The 12,877-nt window shown below is 72.1% G+C and carries 9 protein-coding genes; 3 read left to right on the top strand and 6 right to left on the bottom strand.

Going from position 1 to position 12,877, the window contains the following annotated elements; genetic code table 11:
• From F8274_RS25890 to F8274_RS25870, 5 genes are all read right to left on the bottom strand, one after another.
• On the bottom strand, positions 1-579 hold a 579-nt coding region (locus tag F8274_RS25890; RefSeq protein WP_225853981.1), incomplete at its 3' end, for a hypothetical protein.
• The gene (locus F8274_RS25885) at positions 576-1,811 is read right to left on the bottom strand and encodes an O-antigen ligase family protein (protein WP_192579990.1); all 1,236 of its coding nucleotides are present in this window, start codon (positions 1,809-1,811) and stop codon (positions 576-578) included. The genes F8274_RS25890 and F8274_RS25885, both read right to left, overlap by 4 nt.
• A 314-nt stretch (positions 1,812-2,125) precedes the next feature.
• The gene (locus F8274_RS25880; protein ID WP_151464973.1) at positions 2,126-3,133 is read right to left on the bottom strand and encodes an SDR family NAD(P)-dependent oxidoreductase; all 1,008 of its coding nucleotides are present in this window, start codon (positions 3,131-3,133) and stop codon (positions 2,126-2,128) included.
• Positions 3,134-3,200: 67 nt separating this feature from the next.
• Positions 3,201-4,097, bottom strand: coding sequence for an NAD(P)-dependent oxidoreductase (locus F8274_RS25875; protein WP_151464972.1), 897 nt, complete (start codon positions 4,095-4,097; stop codon positions 3,201-3,203).
• Complete coding sequence (locus F8274_RS25870; protein ID WP_225853982.1) at positions 4,094-4,813, bottom strand: sugar phosphate nucleotidyltransferase; 720 nt, start codon at positions 4,811-4,813, stop codon at positions 4,094-4,096. The genes F8274_RS25875 and F8274_RS25870 overlap by 4 nt, the downstream gene beginning before the upstream one ends.
• Positions 4,814-5,060: 247 nt before the next feature.
• Between F8274_RS25870 and F8274_RS25865 the strand changes: the two genes are divergently transcribed.
• From F8274_RS25865 to F8274_RS25855, 3 genes are all read left to right on the top strand, one after another.
• Complete coding sequence (locus F8274_RS25865) at positions 5,061-6,920, top strand: nucleoside-diphosphate sugar epimerase/dehydratase (protein WP_151464970.1); 1,860 nt, start codon at positions 5,061-5,063, stop codon at positions 6,918-6,920.
• Between the two features lie 167 nt (positions 6,921-7,087).
• The gene (locus tag F8274_RS25860; protein ID WP_151464969.1) at positions 7,088-10,198 is read left to right on the top strand and encodes a M14 family metallopeptidase; all 3,111 of its coding nucleotides are present in this window, start codon (positions 7,088-7,090) and stop codon (positions 10,196-10,198) included.
• A 90-nt stretch (positions 10,199-10,288) separates the two neighbouring features.
• On the top strand, positions 10,289-11,212 hold the full coding sequence (locus F8274_RS25855) for an NAD(+)/NADH kinase (protein WP_151464968.1): 924 nt from the start codon (positions 10,289-10,291) through the stop codon (positions 11,210-11,212).
• 10 nt (positions 11,213-11,222) lie between these two features.
• Here F8274_RS25855 and pgm read toward each other — a convergent pair whose 3' ends face one another.
• A complete protein-coding gene (pgm, locus tag F8274_RS25850) occupies positions 11,223-12,866 on the bottom strand; it encodes a phosphoglucomutase (alpha-D-glucose-1,6-bisphosphate-dependent) (RefSeq protein ID WP_151464967.1) in 1,644 nt (547 codons plus the stop codon).
• Positions 12,867-12,877: the final 11 nt, after the last annotated feature.

Raw genomic sequence — 12,877 nt, 5'->3', positions numbered from 1 at the left:
GAGTAGCAGAGCGCCGCACCAGACTCGCCCGGCGAGGTATCCGCCGGCCAAACCGATCGCCCCCCACCCCAGCAGCCCCCCGGCGACCTGACCTGCGCCCTGCACCAGCGACGACGAGACGGTCGACCGGGCGACGACGGTGAACCGGTTCCGCCGGGACTGCACCATCCGGCCGACGGCGGCGGCGCCGGTCACCGCCACCGCCGGGGGGATCAGCCACGGCACGATGCCTACGCTGGTTGTGGGCAGGGACGCGTACACGGCGACACCGACCAGCCCGAGCCCTGCCACCGCCGTCACGGCGGCGACGGCGGCCGACGCGACAGCGTCCGCCTCCCGATCGTCGCCGGCCAACGGCACCGCCATTTCCAGCCGCAGCGTCGCCGCCGTCGCCACGATCATGGCCGTCGCGAGGAGCACCGAGAACTCACCGAACTCGCGCGGCGAGTAGAACCGGGCCAGCAGGATCGATGCGGCGACGGCGACGACCTGTGACACGGCGGTGCCGGCTGCCAGGTGGGAGACGTGACGGTAGAACCCGAGGCCACGAATCCGCGACGGAATGCCCGGCACCGTCACCGCCGCGACGGGGTTTGGGACACCTCGGCGGCGTGGCGGTGCAGCAGCCAGCCCAGGGCGGCGATCTGCCCGAGCATCAACCACCACCACGGCCAGGTGAGTACGGAACTGCTGGCGAGGCTGGTCGCACCGGAGCCGATCACGCTGAGCAGGATCACCATCCGCAGGTCGAACGCCCCTCCGCGCGCCGCCGGGGGGACGCGGACGAACAGCGCGGTCCGGCAGGCAACGACGAGCACCGCCAGCAGCGGCAGGAGCAGGGGTAGTCCGAACTCGGCGGCCAACTCCAGCAGGCTGTTGTGGGCGTCCACGAGCCCACCCACCTCCAGGACCCGCTCCTGGGAGGCGATCGACTCGAACGCGGCAGCGCCGCGACCGATGCCGTGGGATTCGATGAAGATCCGCCATGCGACGCGAGTCAGGTTGAGGCGCGCGTCGTCGGAGTAGACGGTGTCCGGGTCGGCGATGAACGGTGACTTGTAGTCGGCGATGAGCTGCTGGCCCGGCCCGGTCCCGGCGAACGCCCACAGGGCGATCCCGACGGCGATGGCGATGTGAATGGCAGAGATCGTGAACGGACGTGCCCGCAGTTGGGCGGCGCGGACCAGCCAGAACAACACCAGCGGCAGGGCGAGCAGGCCGCCTAGCAGCACGGTGCGGCTCTGCGTGGCAACGGCAAGGACGAACCACAGCATCAACAGCGGGACGTGCACGTAGCGGGCCGCTGCCGATCGGGAGGCGATGGCGCTCCACACCAGGTACGGCAGGCAGGCGAGCAGGTAACCGGCGTAGTTGTTCGGGTTGTAGAAGGTGCTGGTGACGAGGTAGTCGCCGGTGAGGCTCCACGGCCCGTCGACGACGTGCTGGCGGGTGGCGAGCTCCCAGATCGCGACCGCGGAGGTGACGCAGAACCCCGCGACCCAGCCGCGTCTCATCGAGTGAAGGTTGTCGGGGTGCCCGCCGCTGAGGCCTACGAGGCACACCGCCCCGCCGATGGCGAGGGACATGAACCACACCTTCTGGCCGGCGGCGCCCTGGTCGGGGGCCCACAGGACGGTGAGGGGAGCCCACCACACCCAGGCGAGGGCGAGGACGAGCAGCGCAGCGGGGGTGGCTGCCTTCCGGGGCGGCCACCGGGCCAGCAGGGTCATCGCCGGCAGGAACGCGAGGGCGACGAGCAGCCAGTAGAAGTTCGGAAACAGGCCCGGCGTGAGGCTCGGGGTGGCGAACATGCCGAGGGAACCGAGAGCCGGGAGCAGGACGAGGGACGCGCGCCGGATGTCAGGAGCGCCTGCGCTGGCGGTGGATTTGAGGGCTGGCTGTGGCACGGAGGTGCTGGTTGTGGCGTGGTGCCGCCCGCCCGCCCTGGTCGAGGTATGGGTCATGGCCTTGCTGGGCCGTCCTTTCCTGCATGGGGATGGGGGGACGGGCCGTCGCGGGTGTCCCAAGGGGGATCGGGCAGGTTCATGGGGAGAACGATTAGTGATCGGGTCGGTTACCCGCGGGGGTACAGCGGGTTGCTCGGCGGGCCAGAAACCTGGATCGATCAGACCGCCCGATCCGTGCGGTAGCGGGCGAGGTTGGCGGGGTCGAGGAACCACTCCACGGTCGCCTTCAGCCCATCGTCGATGCCGGTCACCGGCTGCCAGCCGGTGTGCGCCCGCAGCAGACCGGCGTCGCCGACCAGGCGTTCCACCTCGGACTCCGCCGGGCGGAGCCGGGAGTCCGTGACGACCACCTCCGGTTGGGCGCCGAACATGGCGGCGATCCGGCGCACCAGGTCCCCGATGGCGGTCTCCCGCCCCGTCGCCGCCTGGAACACCCGGCCCACGACCTCGGCGTCCGATGCGGTGCCGACCGCTTGGAACGCCGCCACGGTGTCGGCCACGTAGAGCAGGTCGCGGGTGGTCCGCAGGGCGCCAAGCTCGACCATGCCGTCCCCCTTGGCGAGCTGGCTGATGATGGTCGGGATGACGGCGCGGGTGGACTGCCGCGGTCCGTAGGTGTTGAACGGCCGGAGCGTGACCACCGGCAGGCCGAAGCTGAGGTGGTAGCTCTCGGCCAGCTTGTCCGCCCCGATCTTCGAGGCCGCGTATGGGGACTGGCCCCGCAGCCGGTGTGTCTCGGTCATCGGCACGGTGGTGGCTGTTCCGTACACCTCGCTGGTGGAGGTCACCACCACCCGGCGGACCCCTGCCACCCGTGCGCTCTCCAACACGTTCAGCGTGCCGGTGATGTTGGTGTCCACGTAGGACTGAGGTGCCAGGTACGAGTACGGGATCCCGCCCAGTGCGGCGAGGTGGTAGACGACGGACACGCCGTCGACCAGCCGTTGGACCATCCCCCGGTCCCGGATGTCCCCGGCGATCACCTCGACCCCCGCGAGCTGGTCGGGGCCGAAGGTGTCCAGCCAGCCGTGCGAGCCGGCACCGTTGTAGTGCACGAAGGCGCGCACCCGGTGGCCGGCGCTGACGAGGGCCTCCACCAGGTGGGACCCGATGAAGCCGCCGGCTCCGGTCACCGCCACCGCTTCCGCGGGCGTGTGTGCCGTCATGTTCTCTGCTCCTCCACTGTGCCGGTCCAGCCGTGTGCGGTCCCGCGCCGGGACCGCTCGGCATGGATCAATAGGACGCCGCTGGATCCGGCGCCGCCGCTTGCCAGATCGCCCGGACCGAGTCGTTCAGGTCGTGCCGGGGCAACCACCCCAGCACCGAGGTCACCCGCGTAAGGTCGGCCCGCATCCAGCCCACCTGCGCCGATCGCGGGGACGGCGAGTTGTCCTCGCGGATCCGGACCGTCGCGCCCGCCTCCTCGACCAGCACGCGCACGGCGGCTCGCACGGGCAGGGCCCGCCCGCTTCCGACGTTCAGTACACGGGCCGCGGGAGCGCGCACCGTCACGGCCTTCCGGACGGCCGTCGCCACGTCACGCACGTCGACGAAGTCACGGTGGGCGTCCAGCGGGCCCGTGCGCAGGTCATCGCCCGGGGCGAGCCGCGCGAGCAGCGCCGCCGCCCGACCCAGCAGGGTCGTCGGGGGCAGGCCGGGGCCGATGGGATTGAACACGCGCAGCACGACGGCATCCACGAGCCCGGCCCGGGCCGCCAGGGCGGTGAGCCGGGTCGCGGCCGCCTGGCTCACGCCGTAGTCGCTGACCGGCGCCGGTACCGTCTCCTCGCTGACCGAAGCTCCGAACCGCACCGGGCCGTATTCGGCTGCCGAGCCGAGGCGGACCAGCCGCGCCCCGGGCGCGGCGACCGCGACGGCGTCCACCAGTTTCGCGGCGGCCAGCGTGTTCGACAGCACCAATTCCTCGGTCGTGCCGGTCACCGCTCCCGCGCAGCACACGACCGCGTCGGGCCGTACGGCGTCAACCACCGCCCGCAGCTTCTCGCGCGCCGAGGTGGCGAGGTCACACTCGGCCCGGGAGGGACACACGAGGTCCATCCCGATTTCGAGTTCTCGACGGACGTGGGTGCCGATGAATCCCGAGGCGCCGAGAAGCAGTACCCGCGTCATACCGGCGCCGGCGTGCCGGCCGGCAGGAGCATGTCCCGGACATCGGCGAAGCACCGGTTCGCCTCGTCGTAGTCCTCTGGGCGGCCGATGTCGAGCCAGTAGCCGTCGAACTCGTAGCCGGCCGGCGGCTCACCCCTGCCCAGCAGGTCCAGGACGAGTTGGTCGAACCCGAAGGGCTGTCCCACCGGATAGCGGGCGATGGTGCTTCGCGAAAGCCCGTAGACGCCCATGCTGACCCGGTAGTGGAGGACGGGCTTCTCGGAGAACGAGGTCACCTTGTCCCCCGCCAACTCCAGGACACCGAAGTCGATCTTCACGCTCCGCCGGTAGGTGGCGACCGTCAGCGGCGCACCGGAGCGTGCGTGGCTCGCCAGCAGATCCGCGTAGTCGAGGTCGGTCAGGACGTCACCGTTCATCACGAGGAAGTGTTCCGGCAGCCGTTCCCGGATCCCGAAGAGCGGGCCGATGGTGGACAGCGGCTGTTGCTCCTCGACGTAGTCCACGGCGAGGCCGAACCGGGAGCCGTCGCCGACGAAGGCCCGGATCAACGAACCCAGGTGGTTGATGGCCAGGGTGACGTGCGTGAACCGGCGGGCGGCGAGCTGGCGCAGAACGATCTCGAGGATCGCGTAGCTCTCCCCGATGGGTACCAGCGGCTTGGGCAGGGTCGAGGTGTACGGACGCAGCCGTACCCCCGCACCACCCGCCATGATCACGACGTGCAACTGACTCTCCCGTTCGTCCCCCGCGCCATACCTTGCTGCCCAACGAACGGAACCTTCGCGAGGGTACGGAGTTGACATATCGAGGGGCTGCGGTCCCGACGAACGACCTTCGCATACACGCCGAATAGCCCTTTGAATATGAAACCCTGACAAAACCTACCCCGTACCGGTAAGCAAGGAAGGACAAGAGGCCGCCCCTTGGGCGGCCCGGACGCGGGTGATCAACAGGGGAGAACAGATGCCGCGGGAGACAACCACTGCCGAGAACGCAGGCCAGGCCGGTAGACGGCGCAGAGCCGTCCAGCTCCTGGTCGCCGACACGGCGGCGTGGCTCGGCGGGTGTGTGGTGGCCGTATGGGCCCGATACGAGTTCGACCTGACAGCGGCGCAGCTCGCCCAGGCGGTCGCGGTCGCCGCCGCCGCCGCCGCACTGCACCTGGGGGGCACGGTCGTACGGCGGCGCTACGCGGGGCGACACCCCCTCGGCAGCCTCGCTGAGATCCGGGGCCTAGCCGCGACCACCGCCGTGACGGCGGCCGTGCTGCTGCTCGCGCTCGCCCCGCTCCCTGAGCGTCCAGTTCCGGCCAGCACGCCGGTCCTCGGGGCGGCGCTGGCCCTGCTGCTCATGTTCGGCACCCGCAGCGTCTACCGGCAGCAGCGGGACCGCGCGCTGCGCCCCCGGGCCGCCGACGCCCAGAAGGTGCTGCTCTTCGGCGCCGGTTCGGCGGGCGAGGGCCTGCTGCGCTCGATGGTGAGCGACCCGGCCAGCGCCTACCTGCCGGTGGGCCTGCTGGACGACGACCCGGACAAGCGGGACCTGCGCATCCACGGGGTGCGGGTGCTCGGCGGCCGGTACGACGTGGCGGACGCGGTGCGCCGGACCGGCGCGACCACCCTCATCCTCTCGGTGGCCAACGCCGACGCCGACCTCGTCCGGCAGATCCGGGAGGCCACCCTGGCCACCGGCGCCGCGTTCAAGGTGGTCCCTCCGGTTCGCGAGCTGGTCAACCACCGGATCACCGTGAACGACGTGCGGGACCTCCAGATCAGCGACCTGCTCGGCCGGCGGCAGGTGGTCGGCGACCTGACGCTGGACCACGACGGGCTCCGGGGACGCCGGATCCTGGTCACCGGCGCGGGTGGGTCGATCGGTTCGGAGCTCTGCCGGCAGATCATGCGGGCCGATCCGGGCGAGCTCATGATGCTGGACCGGGACGAGTCGGCGCTGCACGCCCTGCAGATGTCCCTCGCCGGCCGGGCGCTGCTCGACAGTCCCGATCTGATCCTCGCCGACCTGCGCGACGACGAGGCGATCCGCCGGATCTTCCAGGAGCGGCGGCCGGAAATCGTCTTCCACGCGGCGGCGCTCAAGCACCTCACGCTCCTCGAGCGGCACCCGGGCGAGGCGGTCAAGACGAACGTGTGGGGCACGCTGACCGTGCTCGACGCCTGCCGGGACGTCGCCCGGTTCGTCAACATCTCCACCGACAAGGCCGCCGACCCGATCAGCGTGCTCGGCTACTCGAAGCGGATCACCGAGCGGTTGACGGCGTACGCCGGCGCGAACCACCCCGGCACGTTCCTGAGCGTGCGCTTCGGCAACGTGCTGAGCAGCCGTGGGTCGGTGGTGACGGCCTTCCAGCGGCAGATCGAGGCAGGACTGCCGGTGACCGTCACCCATCCCGACGTGACCCGCTACCTGATGACCGTCCAGGAGGCGGTGCAGCTGGTCCTCCAGGCCGCCGCCATCGGCCGCGACGGTGAGGCGCTCGTGCTGGACATGGGCGAGCCGGTCCGCATCCAGGACCTCGCACGGGAGATGATCGACCGGGCCCAGAATCCCACCCCGATCGTTTTCACCGGGCTCCGTCCGGGCGAGAAGCTGCACGAGGACCTGCTCGGCACCGGCGAGGTCGATGTCCGGCCGCTGCATCCGCTGATCTCCCACGTGCCGGTGCCCGTGCTGGACCCCGTCGAGGTGGCCGCGCTCGATCCGTTCGACGACCCGCAGAAGGTCACCGCACACCTCGCCCAGCTGTGCGACCGGGCGTTCGACCCGGCGGACGACCGGCCGCTCGACGTCGAGCTGTCCCACTGACCCGGCGCGCGGCCCGCCCCGACACCGGGGCGGGCCGCCTCGCATCCCGCGACGCCCCGTCGCCCGCCGAGCACGTGCGGTAGCAGGGGGCGAGTGTATTGAGGCATTGACATGTGTGCCGAGCAGCGCGAGGCTCGCGCCTGATGTCCTTCCACGAAGGAGGCGCGATGAGACCGACACGGCTGGCGATCGCCGGCGTGTTCACCCTGGTCGGCGCGATGGCGCTGACCGCTCCGGCCAGTGCGCGGCCACCGTCTGACCCGGGCGGCCGTGACGGGCTGGAGGTCTACGTCGGCACGGTCGACGCCGGGCAGCTGGAGAAGCTGCGGGCGGTCGGGGTCGACCTGGACGAGGACCACCGGTCCGCCGATCCGTCCGGGGCCACCACGATCGAGACCGTGCTCACCCGGCGGACGGCCGCCCGGCTCGCCAGCCAGGGTGTGCCGCTGACGGTCAAGAAGGTCCGCGGCAAGCCGGCGTCCCAGGCGCTGCGGGAGCAGGCCGCGGCCGGCTGGACGGCGTTCCGGTCGTACAGCGAGCCGGGCGGCATCCGGGACGAGCTGACCGCCACCGCGGCCCGGTATCCCGGGCTGGCGAAGGTGGAGACCATCGGGCGTACGGTGCAGGGCCAGCCGATCCTCGCCGTGAAGGTCACCCGTGGCGCGCGCACGCTGCCGGACGGGAAGCGGCCGGCGGTGCTCTACGCGAGCACCCAGCACGCCCGTGAGTGGATCACGCCGGAGATGACCCGCCGGCTGCTGCACCATGTGCTGGACAACTACGGCGCCGACGCGCAGATCACCCGGCTGCTGAACACCACCGAGCTGTGGTTCCTGCCGGTGGCCAACCCGGACGGCTACGACCACACGTTCACCCCGGGCAACCGGCTGTGGCGCAAGAACCTGCGGGACAACGACGGCGACGGCCGGATCACCGGGGCGGACGGCGTCGACCTCAACCGCAACTTCGCCTACAAGTGGGGGTACGACGACGAGGGCTCGTCGCCGGAGCCGCCCAGCGACACCTACCGGGGCGCCAGGCCCAACTCGGAGCCGGAGACGACGGCGCTGGACGGGCTGTTCCGCCGGGTCGGCTTCGAGTTCTTCGTCAACTACCACTCGGCCGCGCAACTGCTGCTCTACGGCGTCGGCTGGCAGGTGAGCACCCCCACCCCGGACGACGTGATCTACGAGGCGATGGCCGGCGACGACGCCCACCCGGCGGTGCCCGGCTACGACCCGGACATCTCCGCCGAGCTGTACACCACCAACGGCGACACCGACTCGCACGCCCAGGTCCGCTACGGCACGCTCGGCTTCACCCCGGAGATGTCCACCTGCCAGACGGCCGCCGCGTCCGACCCGGACGACCAGTGGCGCCCCGAGGACTGTGTCAGCGGCTTCGTCTTCCCCGACGACGAGAAGCTGATCTCGGCGGAGGTGGCGAAGAACCTGCCGTTCGCCCTGGCCGTGGCGAAGTCCGCGACCGACCCGGACGACCCCGCCTCGGTGGTCGGCCGGAGCACACCGGACTTCGTGGTGGACGCGTTCGACACCTCGTACGGGCGGACGCAGCAGGTCGCTTCGATCACCCGGCGCGCCCTGAAGGACGTGCGGATGCACTTCACGGTCAACGGCGGCCGACCGAAGACCACGAAGGTCCGCGAGTGGCGCGGCGGCGAGCGGTACGGCGACACGAACGACCGCTACTACGCCGAGCTGCGGGGCACGGTCACCGGCACGAAGCCCGGCGACCGGGTGGAGGTGTGGTTCACCGGGGTGAAGCCGCGCACGGGCCCGGTGGCCAGCGCCCACTTCACCTACCGGGTGCACCCGGACATCGGCGGTGACGTGCTGGTCCTGGCGGTGGAGGACGTGACCGGGCTCAGCCCGGCGCAGGATGCCACCACGGCGAAGTACGCGGCCGGCATCGCCGCCGCCGCGGAGAAGGCCGGGCACCGCGCCGACGTGTACGACTTCGACGCGATGGGCCGGAAGGCGCCGCACCCGCTGGGCGTGCTCTCGCACTACCGGGCGGTGGTCTGGGAGACCGGCGACGACGTCGTGCTCCGCTCCCCCGGGCAGGTCGCCGGCACCACGGCCGAGGCGGCGCTCACCACGGAACTGGCCGTCCGGGACTACCTCAACGAGGGCGGCAAGGTCCTGGTCAGCGGCAAGTACGCGCTGTTCGCCCAGGGCGACGACGGCGGGTACGTCTACCGGCCGGGCGCCCCGCCGGAGTGCCTGGACCCGGACGACGTGGCCTGCCTCCCGCTGCTCAACGACTTCCAGCAGTACTGGCTGGGGGCCTACAACTACCTCGGCGACGGGGGCACCGACCCGGCCGGCCACCCGTACCCGGTGCGCGGCTCGGCCGGCGCGTTCACCGGGTTCACGGGGAGCCTGAACGCGCCCGGGTCGGCCGGCAACCAGGACCACACCGCCTCGTTCCTGAGCACGTCGAGCTTCCTGCCGCCGGACCGGTTCCCGCAGTTCGCCAGCTCCGCGGCCGTGGACTGGGCCCGGCCGGGCGCGGCGCCGTACGACCCGCGCACGGGGGACTGGTACGTGTACAGCGGCCGGGCCGACGAGGCGTACAAGCGGCTCACCCGCACCGTGGACCTGACCGCGGCCACCAGCGCGGAGCTGCGGTTCGCCACCTCGTACGACATCGAGGAGAACTGGGACTTCCTGATCGTCGAGGCGCACGAGGTGGGCAGCGACGACTGGACCACCCTGCCGGACACCAACGGGCACACCCGCCCGGTCACCGGGGAGAGCTGCGCCTCGGGCTGGGTGGACGAGCTGCACCCGTTCCTCGCCCACTACCAGGGCGCGGACTGCTCCCCGACGGGCACCACCGGGAGCTGGCACGCGGCCACCGGGTCGTCCGGCGGGTGGCAGGAGTTCGCCGTCGACCTGTCCGGGTACGCCGGCAAGACGGTCGAGATCGCGATCTCGTCCGTCTCGGACTGGGGCACCCAGGGCCTCGGTGTGTTCCTGGACGACGCCCGGGTGACCGCGAACGGGTCGGTGGTCTCGGAGACCTCGTTCGAGACGCCCGACCTGGGCGGCTGGACGGTGGCCGGGCCGCCGGCCGACTCGGGCCCCGGGGCGAACGACTGGACGCGCAGTGAACAGGCGTTCGAGGAGGGCTCGGCGGTGGTCACCGCCGACAGCGTCTACCTCGGCTTCGGTCTGGAGGGGCTGGCCCCGGCGGCCCGGGACGACCTCGTCGCCCGGTCGCTGACCCACCTCACCGGCCGGCCGCGCGGCTGAGCGCGGGGCGGGCACGCCGGCGGTGGTCCCCTGCCGGCGTGCCTGCCCGTACGCCCCGCCGACCCGCCCCGGATGTGGTGAGCTGTACGGGTGGCGGGACTGGGTCTGGTGCTGCACCCCACCCGGGACGTCTCCGAGGTGGTCGGGATCATCGAGCGGTGGGCGTCGCGCCACCGCAAGACGCTGCTGATCCGGGCGGAGGACGAGCACCGGGTGCCGTCCTGCGTCGAGCCGGTCCCGGCCGACGAGCTGGCCGACCGCGCCGACGCCCTCATCAGCATCGGCGGCGACGGCACCATGCTGGGCGCGCTGCGCCTGGCGGTGCGCGACCCGAAGCCGGTGCTCGGCGTGCACCTGGGCCGGCTCGGGTTCCTGGTGGAGGTCGAGCCACCGGACCTGCCGGACGCGCTGAACCGCCTGCTGGCGAAGGACTTCACGGTCGAGTCGCACGCCTGCCTCGCCTGTGACGTGTGCGGCGACGACGTGGTGGCCTTCAACGACATCGCGCTGGTCCGGCAGCCCGGCTCCGGGTTCGTCACCGCCACGCTGGCCGTGGACGGCCAGCGGTACGGCTACTACCGCTGCGACGCGCTGGTGGTGAGCACGCCGACCGGTTCGACCGCGTACAGCTACGCGGCGGGCGGGCCGCTGATCTCGCCGGCGGCGGACGCCGTGGTGGTGACCCCGTCGGCGCCGATGGCGGGCATCTCCCGGGCGGTGGTGCTCGCCCCGGGGGAGAGCATCCGGCTGGACCTTCAGCCGCACTCGGCGGCGGTCGCCGTCGAGATGGACGGGCTGGTGATCAAGGAGGCGGCGACCGAGGGGGCGGTGGAGATCCGCTACCGGCGGGACGCCGGCCGGGTGGTCCGCTTCGACCCGCAGCGCTACCAGGAGCGCAACCAGTTGAAGCTGAGCCTGCTGGACCTGCCCTTCCTGCCCGACCAGCTTCGCGAGCTGCTGCCCGAGGAGCTGCGGCGCGAACGCGACCAGCGGGAGCTGGAACCACCCTGCTGACCGGGCCGGGTCAGGCGCGCCCGAGCACGTCGGAGACCAGCGCCTTCGCCTCCTCCTGGATCCGGGTGAGGTGCTCCGGGCCCTGGAACGACTCGGCGTAGATCTTGTAGACGTCCTCGGTGCCGGACGGCCGGGCGGCGAACCAGCCGGACTCCGTGGTCACCTTGAGCCCGCCGATCGGCGCCCCGTTGCCCGGTGCCGTGGTCAGGGTGGCGGTGATCGGCTCGCCGGCCAGCTCGGTGGCGGTCACCTGCTCGGGCGACAGCTTGGCCAGCACCGCCTTCTCCTCGCGGCTGGCCGGTGCGTCGATCCGGGCGTACGCGGGCGCGCCGAAGCGCTCGGCCAGCTCGGCCCAGTGCTCGCTCGGCGTCTTCCCGGTGGTGGCCACGATCTCCGAGGCGAGCAGGCAGAGCAGGATGCCGTCCTTGTCGGTGGTCCAGGTGCCGCCGTCGCGGCGCAGGAAGGACGCGCCGGCGCTCTCCTCGCCGCCGAAGCCGACCGCCCCGTCCAGGAGGCCGGGCACGAACCACTTGAAGCCGACCGGCACCTCCAGCAGGGGGCGGCCCAGGTCGGCGGCGACCCGGTCGATCATGGAGGAGGAGACCAGGGTCTTGCCGACGGCCGCCGCCGGCCCCCACTGTTCCCGGGTGCGGAACAGGTGGCCGATGGCCACGGCCAGGTAGTGGTTGGGGTTCATGAGGCCGCCGTCGGGCGTCACGATGCCGTGCCGGTCGGCGTCGGCGTCGTTGCCGGTGGAGATCTGGAACCGGTCGCGGGCCGCGATCAGCGAGGCCATGGCGTTCGGCGAGGAGCAGTCCATCCGGATCTTGCCGTCGCCGTCGAGGGTCATGAACCGCCAGGTCGGGTCGACCGTCGGGTTGATCACCGTGAGGTCGAGGCGGTGCCGTTCGGCGATCTCGCCCCAGTACGCCACGCTTGCCCCGCCCATCGGGTCGGCGCCGATGCGCACCCCGGCGTCCCGGATGGCGGCGATGTCCAGCACGGCGGGCAGGTCGTCGACGTAGCGGGCGAGGAAGTCGTACTCCCCGGTGGTGTCGGCGGCGCGCGCCCGCGCGTACGGGATGCGCTTCACCTCCTTGAGCCCGGCGGCGAGGATGCTGTTTGCGCGGTCCTGGATCCACTTCGTGACGTCGCTGTCGGCGGGCCCGCCGTGGGTGGGGTTGTACTTGAAGCCGCCGTCGTCCGGCGGGTTGTGCGACGGCGTGATCACGATGCCGTCGGCGAGCCCGGCGGTGCGCCCCCGGTTGTGGGTGAGCACGGCGTGCGACAGCGCCGGGGTGGGGGTGTAGCCGTCGCGGCTGTCCACCAGCACGGTGACGTCGTTGGCGGCGAGCACCTCCAGCGCGCTGGCCTCGGCCGGGGCGGAGAGCGCGTGGGTGTCGCGGGCCAGGAAGAGCGGGCCGTCGAGGCCCTGCTCCCGCCGGTAGTCACAGAGCGCCTGGGTGACGGCGAGGATGTGGTCCTCGTTGAAGGCGTTGCGCAGGCTCGACCCGCGGTGCCCGGACGTGCCGAAGGAGACCTGCTGCGCCGGGTCGCCCGGATCGGGGTGACCGGCGTAGTAGGCGGTGACCAGCCGGGGCACGTCGACCAGATCGGCGGGCTCGGCGGGCTGGCCGGCACGGGGGTGGGGCACGGTGGGAACCT

Origin of the sequence: Micromonospora sp. AMSO31t (genome assembly GCF_008868175.1) — a bacterium.
Lineage (GTDB): Bacteria > Actinomycetota > Actinomycetes > Mycobacteriales > Micromonosporaceae > Micromonospora.
This window is presented reverse-complemented; position numbering and strand designations above follow the sequence as displayed.

Excerpts from the sequence above, each read along its gene's own strand:
- F8274_RS25885 (WP_192579990.1), bottom strand. The coding sequence starts at position 1,811 with ATGTTCGCCACCCCGAGCCTCACGCCGGGCCTGTTTCCGAACTTCTAC.
- F8274_RS25880 (WP_151464973.1), bottom strand. The coding sequence starts at position 3,133 with ATGACGGCACACACGCCCGCGGAAGCGGTGGCGGTGACCGGAGCCGGC.
- F8274_RS25875 (WP_151464972.1), bottom strand. The coding sequence starts at position 4,097 with ATGACGCGGGTACTGCTTCTCGGCGCCTCGGGATTCATCGGCACCCAC.
- F8274_RS25865 (WP_151464970.1), top strand. The coding sequence starts at position 5,061 with ATGCCGCGGGAGACAACCACTGCCGAGAACGCAGGCCAGGCCGGTAGA.
- F8274_RS25860 (WP_151464969.1), top strand. The coding sequence starts at position 7,088 with ATGAGACCGACACGGCTGGCGATCGCCGGCGTGTTCACCCTGGTCGGC.